The sequence below is a fragment of the Azoarcus sp. L1K30 genome, from assembly GCF_018122735.1.
In the GTDB taxonomy this organism is placed as follows: Bacteria; Pseudomonadota; Gammaproteobacteria; order Burkholderiales; family Rhodocyclaceae; genus Parazoarcus.
The window spans coordinates 1,845,978-1,864,637 of record NZ_JAGRRD010000001.1 but is presented as its reverse complement, the minus strand read 5'-3'; the positions used below and the strand labels follow the sequence as shown (position 1 = coordinate 1,864,637).

Sequence of the window (18,660 nt, the reverse complement as noted above, 5' to 3'; positions counted from 1 at the left end):
GGAGCCGGGTCATGAAGACATTTCCCATTCCGGTCGTTGCGCTCGGCCCCGGCACGCAAGAGGAAGACACCGCGCTCGAGTACATTCCGTCACCTGGTGCGATGAGTACCTTCAACGTCCCCGTTCTGCCGGAGGATGTCGATCCGGCCGTCCGCGACGAAGCTGTCGCGCTGCTGTTGCGCTTGCATGGCGCAATGCGCGATTGGTCGTTCGGCGATCCGGACTATCCGGAGATCGACCTTTCCGGCCTCTCCGCTGCGGCGCTGAAGCTGGTCAACGAGGCCCTGGGGCAGGGAGAGGTGAGCATCGTCGCCGAAGCGGATGGCGCCGCCTTGCGCATTCAGGAAACGGTTTTTGCCGGCGTCTGGCGCGAACTCGGATTCGATGCTGCCGGTCGGCAGATCCGCGATACTGTTTCCGCGGCGCCCGTACCGGGCGCGGTCGGCGTCTGTGCGCGGGTGTCGAGCAAGACAAAGGTCGCGCTGCCGGCACCAACGCCGGGTGTGATGAATGCGCCCGCCGTGCTCGCCGAGCTGGTCGATGCTGCCGGGCGCTGGCAGGCAGGCGACAGCGCACACATCGTCAATCTCACCCTGCTGCCACTGGTGCCCGAGGATCTGGCCTACCTCGACGGCGCGCTCGGCGCCGGCAGCGTGGTGGTGCTGTCGCGTGGATACGGCAATTGCCGTGTCAGCAGCACGCAGCTGGCCAATACCTGGTGGGTGCAATACTTCAACAGCGCGGACACGCTCATCCTCAATACCATCGAGGTCACCGCCATGCCCGACGTGGTGCCCGCCGCGGCCGAGGATTTCGCCGACAGCGTCGAGCGTCTCGCACAATGGATCGACACCCTCGGGGCAGAATGATGCGGGGAGTCCCGACTGCTCCTGCCCACGGCTTAGGCGTACCATCGGAACGCATGGAGACGGGCGGGGCCGGGGGGGCTGCCGCACAACAGGAATTCAGCACATGTTTGAAGGCAGCTATCTTGGCGACGGAAGTCGCATCGCGGAGGACGCCCGGCTCGAATGCGGCATCTGCTGGCATGTCTACGATCCGGCCGAAGGTGACGAGGTGTGGCAGATTGCGCCGGGTACGCCGTTTTCGGCCCTGCCCGACCATTGGTCCTGCCCCAACTGCGACGCTCCGCGCCACAAGTTCATGGTGGTGGGGGACGCATGACTGCGTTTTCACCCGACGCGCGTGCCGATCTGGAGCGGGATCCAGCGCCTGCGATCGCCGCCTGCTTCAGGCGCATCGCCACCGGACAGATGGCCGACCTGCCGCTGTGCAACCCGGCGCTCGCGGTTGCAGCACTGGGTTTTCGGCAGTGGGAGGGCGAGTGGCTGGGCGCCTTGCTGACGCCATGGTCGCTCAGCCTGATGCTGGTGCCGGGCGGCGGCGGGCGCTTTCGTACCCTGAGTCTAGGGCAGCACCAGTGCTGGACATTGCCCTCGGGCGAGTACGAGTTTGTCGGCAACAGCGAGCCGGAGATCGGCCCCTATCAGTTGTGCTCGCTCTATTCGCCGGTGTTCGAGTTTGCGACCCAGGCGGAAGCGGAGGCCGTGGCACTTGCGGCGCTGGATGCGCTGTTCGAGCGGCCCCTGGGCGCTGCCGAAGCAGTCGCGGAACAGCGGCGATTGCAGGGCAAGTCGCTGGCTGCGGCGCCCGTGTCGCGGCGCGAGTTCCTGCGTGGCGGTTCGTTCTTGCGGGGGCGCGGATGAGCACAGCCGGCACCCTGCGCATCGCCGCCCGTATCGAGGATGGTCGCTGTCTGGCGGCGCGAATCGAAAATTCACGACCGCGCGCCGCGGGCCTGCTGGTCGGCCGTTCGGTGGATGAAGCGCTGCGTCTGGTGCCGGCGCTGTTCAGCCTGTGCGGACGCGCCCAGGGCATCGCCGCGCGGGCGGCAGTTGGCGCTGCGCGCGGCGAGCCCTATCTGCCGAGTGCCGAAGACGAGCGTGCCGTCAGTTGCGAGGCTGCGCAGGAACACCTGTGGCGGCTGCTGCTCGACTGGCCGGTCCGTTTTGGCCGCTTGCCCCAGCGCACCCGCTTTGCGCAGTTGCATCACCGCTTGTCGAAGGTGAGCGATGCTGGCACTGCGTTCGATATTGGCGGCGTGCTGCTCGATTTCGTCGCCAAGGAGTTGCTGTCCGGGTTCTTCCTGTCGATGCGTGAGCCCGCCAGTCTTGCCGAGTTCATCAGTGCGACGCGCTACGGGGGGCTCGTTGGCGAGACGCTGGCCGAACTCATCGAGGCCGGACGATGGACGCCGGCAAACGACAGGGTGGCGCCGCTGCTGGTCGCGCATGCCGCAGCGGATTGGGCGCGGATGTTCGGCGGCGGCATGCCGGACGAAGACTTCGACCGCGCGCCGGCGTGGCGGGATGAGTCCGGCGCGGCCGCGCACGAAACCGGCGCGCTGGCGCGCCAGTGCCGCTCGCCGCTGGTCGCGTCGTTGCTGGGGTATGGGCACCGGATTGCGGCACGTGTGTTTGCGCAGGTGGTCGATCTGTCCGACGATGCAAGCCGCCTGCGTCATCCGCTCGCCCGCGACATGCAGGCATGTGTCGATGCCGCGGCGCTGGGCGAGGGGGCCGGCCTCGCCTGTGTGGAGACCTCGCGCGGCGTGCTGCTGCACGCCGTGCGGCTCGAAGGTGACATCGTTGCCGACTATCGCATCATCGCGCCCACCGAATGGAATTTCGCGCCGGCAGGGGCGTTCCTGTGCGAAGCCACCGGCTGGGAGGCGGAAAGCCGAGAGGCGGCGCTGGCGCGACTCGACTGGCTGGCCCTGTCGCTCGACCCCTGCGTGGCATTCGAGGTGGTGGCCGAGGACGCCGGCGATGCATGAGATGTCGCTCGCCGAGGGTATTCGCAGCATCGTGGACGATGCGGTGAGCAGCCAGCAACTGGGCCGGGTCAGGTCAGTCGTGGTCGAAATCGGTGAGCTGTCCGCGGTCGAAGTGGACGCGCTCGCATTCTGCTTCGAGGCGGTGATGAAGGGCGGGCCGGCCGAGGGCGCAAGGATGGAGGTGGTCAGGGTGCCGGGCAGCGGCTGGTGCATGCAGTGTGCGCAGACAGTGGTCGTCAGCCGCCTGTACGACCCGTGTCCGCAATGCGGCAGCTACCAGGTGCAGCCGACGGGTGGGACCGAGATGCGGGTACGAGAACTGGAAGTCGACTAATCGGATCAATCGGAGAGAGGGCAGCCGGACTGCCCCGTTGTTCGAGGAGCAGAGAGCATGTGTACGGTATGTGGTTGCGGGACGGGTGAGGTGAGCATTGGCTGGGCGAACGCACGGCCTTCAGCCGGGCCCCGCGCGGGCCGGACCCTGGCCTGGCGACCGCTTGACGCGGGCGCGAGGCAGGAACGGCAGGCGCATGAACACGCGGGCGAAACCGGCCATGCGCCCCGTATCGACGGCGATACCGTCGACTATGGCAACGGGCCGGCCCATGCGCACGCGCCCGGCCTCAGTCAGGGCCAGATGGTCAGGATCGAGCAGGACATCCTGGGCAAGAATGATCGCCTGGCCGACGCCAACCGTCAGTGGCTGAGCGCGCGTGGCATCTTCGCGCTGAATCTGGTGTCCAGTCCCGGTTCGGGCAAGACGACGCTGTTGTGCCGCACCATCACCGAGTTGGGTACGCGCGTGCCGGTGGCGGTGATCGAAGGCGACCAGCAGACCGACTTCGATGCCGAGCGCATCCGTGCGACCGGTGTGCGCGCATTGCAGATCAATACCGGCAAGGGCTGCCATCTTGACGCGCACATGGTGGGGCAGGCCCTGCCGCGCCTGGCGCTTGCCGAAGACTCGCTGCTGCTGATCGAAAACGTCGGCAACCTCGTGTGCCCGGCGGCCTTCGATCTGGGCGAGGCGCACAAGGTCGTGATCCTGTCGGTGACCGAGGGCGAAGACAAGCCGCTCAAGTATCCCGACATGTTCGCTGCGGCAGATCTGCTGCTCGTCAACAAGGTGGACCTGCTGCCCTACCTCAGTTTCGATGTGGACAGGGCCGTCGACTTCGCGCTTCGGGTCAATCCGCGTCTGCGCGTGATCAAGGTGTCCGCGACCACGGGCGAAGGCTTCGACGACTGGCTGCGCTGGATTGCCGACGGCCTGGCCGCCACGGCGCGGCAGCAGTCGGACCGGACCGCCGCGGGTGAGTGCGTTTGATGACAGCCGAAAGCGTTCAAGCCCGGGTCGAGCGCCGCCATATCCGGGTGCGCGGGGTGGTGCAGGGGGTGGGTTTTCGTCCTTTCGTCTATCGACTGGCGCAGACCCTGGGGATCTCCGGCTGGGTGCGAAACGATGGCGAGGGGGTCGAACTCGAAGGTCAGGGGCTGCCCGGCAATGTCTCAGCGCTGATTGCGCGGATGCGGTCGGAAGCGCCTGCGCTGGCGCGCATCGATTCCATTCATACGCGGCTGTGCGAGGCAGACCCGGAGGATCGCGGGTTCACCATCCGGAGCAGCGAACGCGGTGGGGTCAGCACCACCATCGGTCACGACAGTGCCGTGTGCAGCGAATGCCTCGGCGAACTCTTCGATCCGTCCGACCGGCGCTGGCGCTATCCCTTCATCAACTGTACCCACTGCGGTCCGCGCTACACGATGACCCGCGCGCTGCCCTACGATCGCAGCAACACCAGCATGGCCACTTTCGTGCAGTGCCCGACCTGCCAGCACGAATACGACGCGCCCGAGCATCGCCGCTTTCATGCCGAGCCCAACGCCTGCGCCGATTGCGGTCCGCATCTCGTCTTGCTGGAGGCGTCCGGTGTGCGTGTCGCCACGCGCGATCCGGTGGCGGACACGCTGCTGCGCCTGCTGACCGGCGAGATTGTCGCGATCAAGGGCCTGGGCGGCTATCACCTGGCATGTGATGCGCGCAATCCGGAGGCCGTTGAGCGCCTGCGCGTGCGCAAGGGCCGCGAAGCCAAACCGTTTGCGTTGATGGTGGCCAATCTCGCCTCGGCGCGACGCTGGGCGCGCCTTGCCAGCAGCGAAGAAGTCCTGCTGAGTGCGGGCGAACGCCCCATCGTGCTGTGCGAAAAGCGCCCCGACGTGGATGCGGACCTGTGGGGAGTCGCGCCCGATCTCGACAGCATCGGCCTGATGCTGCCCTACACCCCGATCCACTATCTGCTGTTTCACGACAATGCTGGTCGCCCTGCGGGCACCGATTGGCTCGGCGAGGTGCAGGATCTCGTCCTGGTAATGACGTCGGCAAATCCGGGTGGCGAACCACTGGTGATCGACAACGACGATGCGCTGCGACGCCTCAACGGCATTGCCGATGCCTACCTGCTTCACGATCGCGACATTCTGACCCGTTGCGACGATTCCATCGTGATGGTGGCGCGCGGGCCATTGGAACCGGATCGAGCGCAGCCGCGCCTCATCCGCCGTGCGCGCGGGTATACGCCGCGCGCCATCCGGCTGGGTCGCAAGGCGCCGCCCGTGCTCGCCTTCGGCGCGTGGCTCAAGAATGCGCTGTGCCTGACGCGGGGCGATGAGGCCTTTCTCTCCCAGCACCTCGGCGATCTCGACAATCCCGGCGTATGCGAGGCAATGGATGCTGCCGCCGAGCACTTGCAGCGCATTCTCGCCGTGCGCCCGGCAGCCGTGGCGCACGATCTGCATCCCGATTTTCACTCCACGCGCGCGGCACTGGCGCTGGCTGAGCGGCTCGGTGTGCCGGCGTTCGGCGTGCAGCATCACCATGCCCACATTGCCGCGGTGCTCGCCGAGCATCGACACGGCGGTCCGGCGCTCGGCGTGGCGCTCGACGGCGTCGGCATGGGGACAGACGGTACGGCGTGGGGGGGCGAGTTGATCAGGGTGGACGGGGCGGGCTTCGACCGTCTGGGGCATCTTGCGCCCTTGCCGTTGCCCGGAGGGGATCGCGCGGCCAAGGCACCATGGCGGATGGCTGCAGCCGTTCTGCACCGGATGGGGCAGACGGGCGACATCGCAGTGCGTTTCGCCGGCCACAAGGGGGCGGCGCAGATCGGCGCGCTGCTGCACAAGACCCACCTGTGTCCGTCCACCACCAGCATGGGGCGCTGGTTCGATGCGGCCGCCGGCGTCCTCGGGGTGTGCGAGGACATGCACTACGAGGCCGAAGCCGCGATGCGGCTGGAGAGTCTTGCCGCATCCTACGGCCCGGCCTTGCGGGCGCATCCCGGATGGCTGCTGCGCGAGGCCGATGGTATGACCGTGCTCGACTTGCTGCCGGTGTTTGCCGAACTGGTGACGGTGGCCGACCCCGCGCGGGGCGCCGCGGTGTTTCATGCGACGCTGCTGGCCGCGCTGGAGGACTGGATCGTCGGCGTCGCCAGGCGCGAGCGGCTCACGACGGTTGCGCTGGGCGGCGGCTGTTTTCTCAACCGTCAGCTTGCGTTCGAACTGCCGCGCCGGCTTGCCGCACGCGGTCTCACTGTTCTTGGCGCGCGCCAGGCCCCCTGCAACGACGGCGGCATCGCCCTCGGTCAGGCCTGGGTGGCGATCCAGCAACTGCAAACGGGATACTGAACCATGTGCCTTGCGATTCCCGCCCGTGTCGTCGAACTGCTCGACGGCGACAATGCCCGCATCGATCTCGGTGGGGTGAAGAAGGAGATCTCGCTCGCGCTGGTCGAAGGGGTCGCCGTGGGTGATTACGTCATCGTGCACGTCGGCTACGCCTTGTCCCGGCTCGATGCCGAGGAAGCCGAGCGCACGCTTGCGCTGTTCGCCGAAGCCGGCATCGGCGTCGATGGCGGAGCCGGGGCATGAAATACGTCGACGAGTTCCGCGATGGCGGGCTGGCACGGCAGCTCGCCGCCGCCATCCGCCGCGAAGCCGATGCGGGGCGCGACTACGCCTTCATGGAGTTCTGCGGCGGCCATACCCACGCCATCTCGCGCTATGGCGTGACTGACCTGCTGCCGCCCAATGTGCGCATGATCCACGGCCCCGGCTGTCCGGTGTGCGTGCTGCCGATCGGTCGCATCGACATGGCGATCGGGTTGGCGCTGGCGCGGCCGGAGGTGATCGTCTGCACCTACGGCGACTGCCTGCGGGTACCGGCCTCGGAGGGCTTGTCGATGCTCAAGGCCAAGGCCCGTGGCGCCGACATCCGCATGGTGTATTCCGCGGGCGACGCACTGGCGCTGGCGCAGGCCAGCCCCGAACGCGAGGTGGTGTTCTTTGCCATCGGTTTCGAGACCACCACGCCGCCCACCGCGCTGGTCATCCGACAGGCCGAAGCGCTCGGGTTGACCAATTTCAGCGTGATCTGCAACCACGTGCTGACGCCCTCGGCGATCGTCACCATCCTCGAATCGCCCGAGGTGCGCGACATCGGCAGCGTGCCGCTGGATGGCTTCATCGGACCGGCGCATGTATCGACCATCATCGGCAGCCGGCCCTATGCCTTCTTTGCCGAGGAGTATCGCAAGCCGGTGGTGATTGCCGGTTTCGAGCCGCTGGACGTAATGCAGGCGATACGCATGCTGATCCGCCAGGTCAACGACGGCCGCGCCGAGGTCGAGAACGAATTCACCCGCGCCGTTACCGCAGACGGCAACCTCAAGGCGCAGGCGCTGGTGAGCGAGGTGTTCGAGCTGCGCCGCAGCTTCGAATGGCGTGGCCTTCGCGAAGTGCCGTACTCGGCGCTGCGCATTCGCGAACGTTTCGCCGCCTTCGATGCCGAGGCGAAGTTCGACATCGCCTACCGCAGTGTGGCGGACAACAAAGCCTGCGAATGCGGTGCGATTCTGCGCGGGGTGAAAAAACCGACCGACTGCAGGATCTTCGGCACGGTGTGTACGCCCGAGAACCCGATGGGCTCGTGCATGGTGTCGTCCGAAGGGGCCTGCGCGGCCCACTACAACTACGGTCGCTTCCGCGACATTCCGGTGGTGGCAGCGTGACGGGAGGCTGGATGCGACGCTGGGGGCTGCAACATGGGTGAGGTAAAGAAAGGCTACGTCCGCCCGCTCGACCTGAAGCAGGGCCGGGTGGACATGGGGCACGGGGCAGGCGGTCGCGCGATGGCGCAGTTGATCGACGAAGTGTTTGCGCGCGCGTTCGCCAACGAATGGCTGGGGCAGGGCAATGACGCAGCGGTGCTGCCATCACCTGCCGCCGGCGAGCGCCTGGTGATGGCGACCGACGCGCATGTGGTCTCTCCGCTGTTTTTCCCCGGCGGAGACATCGGTTGCCTGTCGGTGCATGGCACCATCAACGATGTGGCGGTCATGGGCGCCCGCCCGCTCTACCTTGCCGCGAGCTTCATTCTCGAGGAAGGGTTTGCGCTGGCCGACCTGGTGCGCATCGTCGACTCGATGGCGGCGGCGGCGCGTGAGGCGGGGGTGCCGGTCGTGACCGGAGACACCAAGGTGGTCGAGGCTGGCAAGGGCGACGGTGTGTTCATTTCCACCACCGGCGTGGGGGCCCTGCCGGCGGGGCGTGACATCGGCGGCGCGAATGCGCGTGCGGGCGATGTGGTGATCGTGTCGGGCAGTATCGGCGACCATGGCACGGCCATCCTGTCGCAGCGCGAATCACTCGCCTTCGACACCGAGATCGTTTCCGATACTGCAGCCCTGCACGGCCTGATTGCCGATCTGCTCGAGGCCGTACCCGGCATCCGGGTCATGCGCGACCCCACCCGCGGCGGGCTGGCGACGACGCTCAACGAGATCGCGGTCCAGTCGGGTGTCGGGATCAGCCTCGAGGAGGCCGCGATTCCGGTCCATCCGCAGGTGGAGGCCGCATGCGAGTTTCTCGGTCTCGACCCGCTGTATGTCGCCAACGAGGGCAAGCTGGTGGTGATCTGCGCCGCGGACGACGCCGATGCGGCCGTTTCCGCGCTGCGCGCGCATCCCCTGGGGACCGAAGCCGCGCGCATCGGCGAGGTGATCGCCGATCCCAACCATTTCGTTCAGATCCGCACCGGCTTTGGCGGCCGGCGCATGGTCGACTGGTTGTCGGGCGAGCAATTGCCCCGCATCTGCTGAGGCCAGGGCGATGCGCGTCCTGTTCCTGACCCATGCGTTCAACAGCCTGAGCCAGCGCCTGTTTGCCGAGCTGCGGGCGGACGGCCACCAGGTCTCGGTCGAGTTCGATATCGCCGATGCGGTGGCGGAAGAGGCGGTGGCGCTGTTCCGGCCCGATGTCATCGTCTGCCCGTTTCTCAAGCGTGCCGTACCGGCGTCGATCTGGCGCGAACACCTGACCTTGATCGTGCACCCGGGTGTTGTCGGCGACCGCGGGCCGTCCGCGCTCGACTGGGCGATCCATGAAGGTCGGTCCGAATGGGGGGTGACCGTATTGCAGGCCGAGGCCGAAATGGATGCAGGCCCGGTGTGGGCGGCGCGGCGCTTTCCGATGCGGGCGGCGACCAAGGCCAGCCTGTATCGCAACGAAGTCACCGCCGCGGCCGTGGCTGCAGTGCGCGAGGCACTCGCGCGGGTCGATGCGTGGCGAGCCGGGCGCTGGGTGCCGTGTCCGGCCGATGAATGCGCCGGCGAGCAGGGTGACTGGCGCCCGGCCATGCGGCAGGCCGATCGCAGCATCGACTGGACGCGGGACGGTACTGCCACGGTCATGGCGAAGCTGTGCGCGGCTGACGGATATCCGGGGGTGGCCGATGCGCTCTTCGGGGAGGCATGCTGGCTGTTCGACGCCCAGCCGGGTCCGCCATCCGAGGGGGCCACCGCGGGTGCGGTGGTGGGGCGCCGGGCCGACGGCGCGGTCTTGCGTGCAACGGTGGACGGTGCCGTGTGGATCGGCCATGTCAGGCGCAGTGCGGGCGCGCATCCCTTCAAGCTTCCGGTACAGATTGCGTTTGCGCAGCAGGTGGCAGCGCTGCCGCTGACGGCGGACGCCGATGCCGAAGCGATCGGCTATCGCGAGAGCGCAGATGGTCATGTCGGATTCCTGCGTTTCGACTTCTACAACGGCGCGATGAGCACGGCGCAATGCGAAGCCTTGCGTGTTGCGCTCGAGCAGGCGCTTGCGCGTCCGACGCGGGTGCTGGCGCTCGAGGGCGGGCGCGATTTCTGGTCCAACGGCATTCACCTCAACACCGTCGAAGCGGCGCGCTCGGTGGCCGATGAATCCTGGGCCAATATCAATGCCATGAATGACGTCTGCCTGACCCTGCTGCTGGCGACCGACAAACTGACGGTCGCGGCGATGCGCGGCAATGCCGGCGCGGGGGGCTGCTTTCTCGCGCTGGCCGCCGACGTCGTCTGGGCCCGCGAAGGCGTCGTCCTCAATCCACACTATCGCAACATGGGCAATCTCTACGGCTCGGAGTACTGGACCTACCTGCTGCCGCGCCGCGTCGGCACAGGCGCCGCAGGGGCGATCATGGCCGACCGTCTGCCGCTGCTGGCCGGGCGGGCGGTCGAAGCCGGTCTGATCGACGCCTGTTTCGGTCGCGACCTGTCCGCCTTCGAGCGCGAGGTGGCCGCGCGCGCCGGCGCCCTCGCCGGGGCCGGCGACTATCCGGCGCGGCTGGCGTGCAAGCGTGCGGCACGTGCGGCCGACGAAGCGGAAAAGCCGCTTGCGGCTTACCGCGAGGCGGAACTGGCGCAGATGCGGCGCAATTTCTACGGATTCGATCCCAGCTACCATGTCGCGCGCTACCACTTCGTAAACAAGTCCGCCCAGTCATGGACGCCCCGCCATCTTGCGCTGCACCGCGAAACGGGGTGGCGCGTACCCGAAGACGAGGCGGAGGCGGCCACATGAGCGCGGAGATGCCCGGCGTGCTGGTGGTGGACGACGAATTGCGGTCGCAGGAAGCGCTGCGTCGCACCCTCGAGGAGGATTTCAACGTCTTCACCGCATCTTCGGCGGCCGATGCGGCCGAGATCATGGCGCGTGAATGGATACAGATCGTGCTCTGCGATCAGCGCATGCCCGGGGTGTCGGGTGTGCAATTCCTGCGCGAGGTGCGCGAGAAGTGGCCGGACGCCGTGCGCATCATCATTTCCGGCTATACCGATTCGGAAGACATCATTGCCGGTATCAACGAGGCCGGCATCTACCAGTACCTGCTCAAGCCCTGGCAACCGGAGCAATTGCTGCTCACATTGCGGGGGGCGGCGGAACTCTATCGTCTGCAGGCGGAAAACCAGCGCCTTTCGGTCGATCTGAAGGTCACCGGTCCGGTCATGCGCCAGCGCGTGGTGAGCAAGCGCCAGGTGCTCGAAAAGCGCTTCGCTGTCGATACCTTGCTGCGCGCGCCCGATTCGCCGATGAACGCGGTGTGCGATCTGTTGTGCAAAGTGGCCCGGCTCGATGTGCCGGTGCTCCTTGCCGGCGAATCGGGCACCGGCAAGGAGCTGCTGGCGCGGGCACTGCATCTTGCCAGCCCACGCCGCGGCAGCGCCTTCGTCACCGAAAACTGTGGTGCAGTGCCGGACCAGCTGCTCGAATCGGAGCTGTTCGGCTACAAGCGCGGCGCCTTCACCGGCGCTTACGAGGACCGCGTGGGGCTGTTCAAGCAGGCCGATGGCGGCACGATCCTGCTCGACGAGATCGGCGAGACCACCCCGGCCTTCCAGGTCAAGCTGCTGCGCGTACTGCAGGAGGGCGAGGTACGTCCGATCGGCGCACCCCGTCCGTTGCCGGTCGATCTGAGGGTGGTGGCCGCGACCAACCGTGATCTCGAGGCCGATGTACGTGACGGACGGTTTCGCGAGGACCTTTACTACCGTATCGCCGCGATCACCCTGCAGGTTCCACCGCTTAGGGAACGGCCGATGGATATCGGCCTGATCGCGCAGTCCTTCGCCGACGAGACCCTCGCCGCGGCGGGTCTTTCCCCACAAGGCCTCGACGACGAGGTGCGAGCCTGCCTGGCGGCCTATCGCTGGCCGGGCAATGTGCGCGAGCTACGCAACGAGGTGTTGCGCATGGTGGCGTTCGCCGACGGGGGCGCGCTCCGTGCGGCAGATCTCAGCCCGCGCGTGCTGCGTGCAGCGGCGGTGGAGCAGGAGCCGGCGCTCGATGTTCTGGCGGGGCTCGACGGCGACCTCAAGGCCAGGCTCGATGCGCTCGAGGCCCGCATCGTCAGGGAAAGCCTGGTACGTCATCGCTGGAACAAGACGCACGCGGCGCGCGAACTCGGCCTGTCGCGGGTGGGCCTGCGCAACAAGCTCGCCCGCTACGGTCTCGACAAGGACTGATCCTGTGCTTCAATACCGCCCATGAACATACTCTGGCTTCAATCCGGTGGCTGTGGCGGCTGCACCATGTCCCTGTTGTGCGCGGAGTCGCCCGACGTGCTGGCCACGCTGGCGGGCGGGGGCCTGTCCCTGCTGTGGCATCCGAGCCTGTCCGAGGCCAGCGGCACGGAAGTGGTCGGGATTCTCGAGGCCTGTATCGCCGGCACCACACCACTCGACGTGTTGTGCGTGGAAGGTGCGCTGTTGCGCGGACCGCACGGCACCGGGCGCTTTCACATGCTGGCGGGAACCGGGCGGGCCATGATCGACTGGGTGAGTGCGCTCGCCGTACGCGCGCAGTACACCGTGGCAGTGGGAACCTGTGCCGCGTTTGGCGGGGTCACCGCCGCCTCGCTCAATCCCACCGATGCCTGCGGCCTGCAGTATGAAGGCGATGTCGCCGGGGGGCTGCTCGGTCGTGGCTACCGCAGTGGGCGCGGCTTGCCCGTGATCAATGTCGCCGGTTGCCCGACCCATCCGGGCTGGGTGCTCGAAACCCTGCTGGCGCTGGCGCTTGGCGACTTCACGGCGAGCGCACTCGACGCGCTGGGACGCCCGCGCTTCTATGCCGATCAGCTGGTCCATCACGGCTGCTCGCGCAACGAGTTCTACGAGTTCAAAGCCAGTGCGGAAAAGGCCTCCGACCTCGGTTGCATGATGGAGCACATGGGATGCAAGGGCACCCAGGCTCACGCCGACTGCAATGTGCGGCCATGGAATGGCGCGGGGTCATGCACCAGCGGCGGCTATCCGTGCATCTCGTGCACCGAGCCCGGCTTCGAGGAGCCTGGCCATCCCTTCTTCGAGACCCCCAAGGTAGGCGGCATCCCGATCGGCTTGCCGACGGACATGCCGAAGGCCTGGTTCGTGGCGCTCGCCGCGTTGTCCAAGTCGGCCACGCCGAAGCGGGTGCGGGCCAATTCGACCGCGGATCATGCCGTGGTGACGCCGGCCATCCGCAAGACCGGGCTGAAGTGAGCAGTGAAATGTCGAGGTCGACGAGCATGCCGGTCATGCGCCGCCCGCTACCGCGGCACGTACCGATGATCGCGGGAGAATGGACATGAGCCGGCGAGTGCTCGGACCGTTCAATCGTGTCGAGGGCGATCTCGAACTCAGCCTCGACGCCGAAGACGGCGTGGTGACGGCCGCCCGGGTCAATTCGCCCTTGTATCGCGGGTTCGAGCAGATTCTCGAAGGCAAGACGCCGACCGATGCGCTGGTGATCGTGCCGCGCATCTGCGGCATCTGCTCGGTGTCGCAATCGGTCGCTGCAGCAAGCGCCCTGGCAGATGCGGCAGGTGTCGAGACGCCGCCCAATGGCCAGCGCGCGACCAGTCTGATGCTGGCAACCGAGAACCTCGCGGACCACCTGACCCACTTCTACCTGTTCTTCATGCCCGATTTTGCCCGCGACGCCTATCGGGAATCGACATGGTTCGATCCGGTTCATGCGCGGTTCAAGGCGGTCAGCGGGTCGGCCGTGGCCGACGTGTTGCCGGCCAGAGCACAGTTCATGCAGATGCTCGGCATGTTGGCGGGGAAGTGGCCGCATACCCTGAGCGTGCAGCCGGGCGGTTCCGCCCGTGCCGTCAGCGCAAGCGAAAGGGTGCGCATGGTGTCGCTGATCCGCAGCTTCCGCGCCTGGCTCGAGCGCTACCTGTTCGGCGATGCGCTGGAGGCGGTGAGCGCGATCGACTCCGTGACGGCCTTGTGGGCGTGGCTTGACGAGCGTGGTCCGGTACGCGGCGATTTCGCCCGTTTTCTCGACATCGCCCGCGCGCAGGGCCTCGACCGACTCGGGCGTTGCCCCGGTGCGGAGCGTTATCTCAGTTACGGCAACTATGTGATCGACGGGGGCCGCCTGTTTGCGCGCGGGGTGTGGGACGGCGAGAAGACTGAAATGAACGGGTTTGCGCACGAGGATGTGAGCGAGGATGTGTCACACGCATGGATGGCCGGTGAGGGCGCGCGGCATCCGCTGTCGGGCTTCACCCTGCCCGATATCGATCGCGACGCCGCGTACAGCTGGTGCAAGGCGCCGCGTTGGCGCGGTGCCGTGGTGCAATGCGGCGCCTTGTCGCGGCAGGTAGTGGATGGCCATCCGCTGGCCCGCGATCTGGTGACACAGGGTGGCGGAAACGTTCTTAGCCGCGTGGTCGGACGTCTGCTCGAGATCGCACGGGTGGTGCCGGAGATGGAGCGCTGGGCGCTCGGCCTTGCACCGGGCGAACCGTTCTGCGCCAGTTTCGACATGCCCGATTCGGCGCAGGGTGTGGGGCTGGTAGAAGCCGCGCGCGGCGCACTGGGGCATTGGGTGGTGATCCGCAAGGGCCGTATCCAGCGCTACCAGATCATTGCGCCGACGACGTGGAACTTCTCGCCGCGCGATGCGGGCGGTGTGCCCGGTGCACTCGAACAGGCCCTGGTCGACACCCCGGTCGCGGAAGGTGAGGCCATGCCGCTGGCGGTGCAGCACATCGTGCGCTCCTTTGATCCCTGCATGGTGTGTACCGTGCATTGACAGGATGGCAGGCGTGAAAAAGGCTGTTGATCCCGCGCGTGAGGTTGGACACACCGGCCATCCGGGCGAACTCATCGGTGTCGGCGAAGATGTGTGGATGGATGTGATCCAGAAGATGGACGAGGTCTACTCCGATCTCCTCCAGTACGAAGTGGCGCTGGAGGAAAAGAACGCCAAGCTGGAGGAGTCGCAACAGTTCATTCTCAGCGTGCTGACGGCGATGTCGGACATCCTCGTCATCTGCGGGCGCGACGGTACCATCGAGGACGTAAATCCGGCGCTGGAGGTCATTACCGGGCGCAAGGGGGCCGATCTGCGGGGGACGTCGCTCTTCGACCTGTTCGCCGACGCCGGCGCGCGCGCCCAGGCGCGCACGCAACTGACAGCGAGCGGTGAGCAGGAAGTACACGACTGCGAGCTTGCGCTGCGCACGCATGATGGCGCATCGGTACCGGTCTCCTTCAACTGCACGCCGCGCTTCAATGCGGTGGGCAAGTCGATGGGGATGGTGGTCACCGGGCGTCCGGTGGGCGAGTTGCGCAAGGCCTATCAGGCGCTGACCCAGGCGCATGACGATCTGAAACGTACGCAGCAGCAGTTGCTGCATTCGGAGAAGATGGCGTCGCTCGGGCGTCTGGTGGCGGGCGTTGCGCACGAGTTGAACAATCCGATCAGTTTCATCATCGGCAATGTCCATGCCTTGCGCCGTTACGCCGAGCGCCTCGAGCAATACCTTGCCGCCGTGCACAGCGGTGCGTCGGCAGACACGCTTGGTGACCTGCGCAAGCGCCTGCGCATCGACCGCATCCTGGCCGATCTCGATCCGCTGATCGAAGGCACGATCGAGGGGGCCGAGCGCACACGGCATATCGTCGATGGCCTGAAGCGCTTTTCGGCGGTCGATCGCGACGAGCAGCAGCGTTTCGATCTTGCCGAGATCGTCGAGCGTGCTGTGCGCTGGGTGTGCCAGGCGGCGCGCAAGAATTTCAAGGTCACGTTGTCGCTGCCCGGGCCGCTGCCCATGGTCGGCTCCGCGGGGCAGATGCAGCAGGTGGTGATGAATCTGGTGCAGAACGCTGCCGACGCGACCAGTCAGTGCGACATGCCCGCGCTCCATGTCGGTGCCCGGACGCTAGAGCGCGACGGCGAGGCGCGGATGGTGCTGCGCTTCGAGGACAACGGTCCCGGTATCGCGCCCGCACATCTTGCGCACGTCTTCGACCCCTTTTTCACCACCAAGCCGGTGGGCCAGGGCACTGGGCTGGGCCTGTCCATCAGCTATGGCATCGTCGAGCGCCATGGCGGCGCGCTGCAGGTCGCGAACCTGCCCAGCGGCGGCGCAGTGTTTACCGTCGACCTTCCCCTTTCCCGCTGATGTCGGCGTCCGCCGTCTGCCGCTCGCCGCACGGGCATGCGATAATCGCTCAACCGCGCAGTGCGCGTACCGGCGGGGCTGGGCGTGAGTCAGTCCCGCTACAATGATGACGATAACCGGCCACGGCCGGTTTTTGTTCTGCTGCGTCCGGAAGCGGCGCGTGGCGCTGTGCTAACATCGGCCGACCCTTTCGATCGACAGGGATTATTCCGAACGGATTCAAGATGCGTATTCTGGTCAGTAACGACGACGGCTACTTCGCCCCCGGCCTTGCTGCGCTTGCCGAAGCGCTGGCCGAAATCGGCGATGTGACCGTCGTTGCGCCGGAGCGCGACCGCAGCGGTGCCAGCAATTCACTGACACTCGATCGACCTCTGTCGCTGCGGCGTGCGGCAAACGGCTTTCACTTCGTCAATGGCACGCCGACGGACTGCGTTCACCTGGCAGTCACGGGCATGCTCGATCATATGCCGGACATGGTGGTTTCGGGCGTCAATCACGGCGCCAACATGGGCGATGACACGATTTACTCCGGTACGGTGGCGGCGGCGACCGAGGGCTTTCTGCTTGGCGTGCCTTCGATCGCGGTGTCGCTGGTCAGCAAGGGCGCGTCCGACTTCACCGTCGCCGCGCGGGTGGCAAGGGATCTCGCCGCCCGCTTCATGCGCCATCCCTGGCCCCGTCCGGCATTGCTCAATGTCAATGTTCCAGACCTGCCCTACGAGCAGATCATGGGTACGCAGGTGACCCGTCTGGGCAAGCGCCACAAGGCTGAACCGGTCATCCGTAGCGTGACCCCGCGCAACGACACGGTGTATTGGATCGGGGCAGCGGGTGCGGCGGCCGATTCGGGCGAGGGTACGGACTTTCACGCGGTGGCGAACGGGTTCGTGTCGATCACGCCGCTGCAGATCGATCTCACGCACACGGCTCAGATCGCGACGGTGATGGATTGGCTGGCGCAATGAACGCACGAACGTCCGATGCGGCACGGACCCGGGCCAGAATGGTCGATCGCCTGCGGACGCAGGGCATCCGCGACGAAAAGGTACTGTCGGCGATGGCGCAGGTTCCGCGGCACCAGTTTGTCGAGGAAGGGCTGGCGTACAGCGCATACGACGACACGGCACTTCCGATCGGTTTTCAGCAGACCATTTCGCAGCCCTTCGTCGTTGCCCGCATGATCGAACTCTTGCGCGCCGGGCGGGAACTTGGGCGGACACTCGAGATCGGAGCCGGCTGCGGCTATCAGGCTGCGGTGTTGTCGAAGATTGCAGTCGAAGTTTATGCGGTGGAGCGCATTCGCCCGCTGCTGGACCGGGCGCGGGAAAACCTGCGCCCCCTGCGCCTGCCCAATGTGCGTCTGAAACATGCGGATGGCAGTGTCGGGCTGCCCGAAGCTGCGCCATTCGATACCATCATTGTCGCCGCGGCCGCCATCGGCGTTCCGCAGGCACTGAAGGATCAACTGGCGCCGGGTGGCCGGCTGATGATTCCGGTCGGTGCCGCAGATCAACGCCTGCTGCTGATAGAGCGGCAGGGCAACGTATTCAAGGAGAGCTGGTGCGAGGCAGTTCGCTTCGTGCCGCTATTGACTGGTACAGAATGAACACAGCTATTTTTCGTTCCCGCCTTGCACTGCTTGGCCTGGCTTCGCTGCTTGCACTGACGGGCGGCTGCGCCAGCCGCGTGACTGCCCCCATTCGCGATACCGGCACACCGCCGCCGGCGCAGAGCGCGGGCGAACGGGTCGGCTTCCATATCGTGCAGCCGGGCGAAAACCTGCTCGCGCTGTCGCGCAAGTATGGCGTCAGTGTGGCCGATCTGGTGAGCTGGAATGCACTCACCAATCCCAACCAGATTTCCGTGGGTCAGGCGCTGAGGGTGGCGCCTGAGAATCAGCCGGTTGCGCAGGCGATTCCGATCGGTCCCGAGCCCGTGGTGGTCGCCCCGATCGCGCCGCAGGCGCCGATGAGTGCAGCGGTGCCGATCAAACAGGAGCCGCGCGGTGGCAAGTTGCCGTACTCGGACGAGGCGTGGCAGAAACTGCAGCGACCAGGCGATGCCGCGGCAGTCGACGCGAAACAACCGCCGGCACCCGCGGTAGCACCCGATACGCCGCGCCTGCCGGGGCCGGACGGTGAATGGCTGTGGCCAGTGAAGGGCAAGATCATCGTCGGCTTCGACGAGCCCGTCGCCGGGGACGCCAAACTGCGCAACAAGGGCATCGATATCGCAGGTACCCCCGGAACCCCCGTGCTTGCGTCTGCCGGGGGCAAGGTGGTCTATTCGGGCAGCGGCTTGCGCGGTCTTGGAAAACTGGTCATCATCAAACATGACGCTAACTACCTGACAGCCTATGCGCATAACCAGCAGCTGCTGGTGAAGGAAGGCGACGAGGTTACAAAAGGACAAAAGGTTGCCGAGCTTGGCAGTACCGACGCAGATCGGCCCAAGCTGCATTTCGAGATTCGCAAGCAGGGACAGCCGGTTGATCCGATGAAGTACCTGCCCGCAAACTGAC

Annotated in this window: 18 protein-coding genes; all 18 read left to right on the top strand. The window is 66.6% G+C overall.

Annotation, left to right across the window (positions count from 1 at the left end; translation table 11 throughout):
- Positions 1-11: 11 nt before the first annotated feature.
- The 18 genes from J5J83_RS08455 (at position 12) to J5J83_RS08370 (ending at position 18,659) form a co-directional block, all read left to right on the top strand.
- Positions 12-869, top strand: a complete 858-nt coding sequence (locus tag J5J83_RS08455) for a hydrogenase expression/formation protein (RefSeq protein ID WP_212347852.1) — start codon at positions 12-14, stop codon at positions 867-869.
- Between the two features lie 103 nt (positions 870-972).
- Positions 973-1,185 (top strand): rubredoxin, encoded by a 213-nt coding sequence (locus J5J83_RS08450; RefSeq protein WP_212347849.1) that lies wholly within the window; start codon positions 973-975, stop codon positions 1,183-1,185.
- Positions 1,182-1,727 (top strand): [NiFe]-hydrogenase assembly chaperone HybE, encoded by a 546-nt coding sequence (gene hybE / locus J5J83_RS08445; RefSeq protein WP_212347846.1) that lies wholly within the window; start codon positions 1,182-1,184, stop codon positions 1,725-1,727. Before J5J83_RS08450 ends, hybE begins: the two co-directional genes overlap by 4 nt.
- Positions 1,724-2,857 carry a nickel-dependent hydrogenase large subunit gene (locus tag J5J83_RS08440; protein ID WP_212347843.1) on the top strand — a complete coding sequence of 378 codons (1,134 nt, stop codon included), beginning with the start codon at positions 1,724-1,726 and terminating at the stop codon, positions 2,855-2,857. The genes hybE and J5J83_RS08440 overlap by 4 nt, the downstream gene beginning before the upstream one ends.
- Positions 2,850-3,191 carry a hydrogenase maturation nickel metallochaperone HypA gene (gene hypA / locus J5J83_RS08435; protein ID WP_212347841.1) on the top strand — a complete coding sequence of 114 codons (342 nt, stop codon included), beginning with the start codon at positions 2,850-2,852 and terminating at the stop codon, positions 3,189-3,191. The genes J5J83_RS08440 and hypA overlap by 8 nt, the downstream gene beginning before the upstream one ends.
- Before the next feature lie 57 nt (positions 3,192-3,248).
- Positions 3,249-4,184: a hydrogenase nickel incorporation protein HypB gene (hypB, locus tag J5J83_RS08430; RefSeq protein WP_212347838.1), complete on the top strand. Its 936-nt coding sequence runs from the start codon at positions 3,249-3,251 to the stop codon at positions 4,182-4,184.
- Positions 4,184-6,544, top strand: coding sequence for a carbamoyltransferase HypF (gene hypF / locus J5J83_RS08425; RefSeq protein WP_212347835.1), 2,361 nt, complete (start codon positions 4,184-4,186; stop codon positions 6,542-6,544). Before hypB ends, hypF begins: the two co-directional genes overlap by 1 nt.
- Positions 6,545-6,547: 3 nt before the next feature.
- On the top strand, positions 6,548-6,787 hold the full coding sequence (locus tag J5J83_RS08420; protein ID WP_212347831.1) for a HypC/HybG/HupF family hydrogenase formation chaperone: 240 nt from the start codon (positions 6,548-6,550) through the stop codon (positions 6,785-6,787).
- Complete coding sequence (hypD, locus tag J5J83_RS08415) at positions 6,784-7,926, top strand: hydrogenase formation protein HypD (protein ID WP_212347829.1); 1,143 nt, start codon at positions 6,784-6,786, stop codon at positions 7,924-7,926. The genes J5J83_RS08420 and hypD overlap by 4 nt, the downstream gene beginning before the upstream one ends.
- A gap of 33 nt (positions 7,927-7,959) precedes the next feature.
- The gene (hypE, locus tag J5J83_RS08410) at positions 7,960-9,015 is read left to right on the top strand and encodes a hydrogenase expression/formation protein HypE (protein ID WP_212347826.1); all 1,056 of its coding nucleotides are present in this window, start codon (positions 7,960-7,962) and stop codon (positions 9,013-9,015) included.
- A gap of 10 nt (positions 9,016-9,025) precedes the next feature.
- On the top strand, positions 9,026-10,756 hold the full coding sequence (locus tag J5J83_RS08405; protein WP_212347823.1) for an enoyl-CoA hydratase-related protein: 1,731 nt from the start codon (positions 9,026-9,028) through the stop codon (positions 10,754-10,756).
- Complete coding sequence (locus J5J83_RS08400; protein WP_212347820.1) at positions 10,753-12,198, top strand: sigma-54 dependent transcriptional regulator; 1,446 nt, start codon at positions 10,753-10,755, stop codon at positions 12,196-12,198. The genes J5J83_RS08405 and J5J83_RS08400 overlap by 4 nt, the downstream gene beginning before the upstream one ends.
- 21 nt (positions 12,199-12,219) lie before the next feature.
- Positions 12,220-13,215: a HupU protein gene (locus tag J5J83_RS08395; RefSeq protein ID WP_212347817.1), complete on the top strand. Its 996-nt coding sequence runs from the start codon at positions 12,220-12,222 to the stop codon at positions 13,213-13,215.
- 85 nt (positions 13,216-13,300) lie between these two features.
- Entirely contained in the window at positions 13,301-14,761 is a 1,461-nt protein-coding gene (locus J5J83_RS08390; RefSeq protein ID WP_212347814.1) for a nickel-dependent hydrogenase large subunit, read from the top strand.
- A gap of 13 nt (positions 14,762-14,774) precedes the next feature.
- Complete coding sequence (locus J5J83_RS08385) at positions 14,775-16,136, top strand: ATP-binding protein (protein ID WP_349251872.1); 1,362 nt, start codon at positions 14,775-14,777, stop codon at positions 16,134-16,136.
- 224 nt (positions 16,137-16,360) lie between these two features.
- A complete protein-coding gene (surE, locus tag J5J83_RS08380) occupies positions 16,361-17,104 on the top strand; it encodes a 5'/3'-nucleotidase SurE (protein WP_212347806.1) in 744 nt (247 codons plus the stop codon).
- Positions 17,101-17,745, top strand: coding sequence for a protein-L-isoaspartate(D-aspartate) O-methyltransferase (locus J5J83_RS08375; protein ID WP_212347803.1), 645 nt, complete (start codon positions 17,101-17,103; stop codon positions 17,743-17,745). The genes surE and J5J83_RS08375 overlap by 4 nt, the downstream gene beginning before the upstream one ends.
- Positions 17,742-18,659, top strand: coding sequence for a peptidoglycan DD-metalloendopeptidase family protein (locus tag J5J83_RS08370; protein WP_212347800.1), 918 nt, complete (start codon positions 17,742-17,744; stop codon positions 18,657-18,659). The genes J5J83_RS08375 and J5J83_RS08370 overlap by 4 nt, the downstream gene beginning before the upstream one ends.
- The last annotated feature ends 1 nt before the right edge of the window (position 18,660 follow it).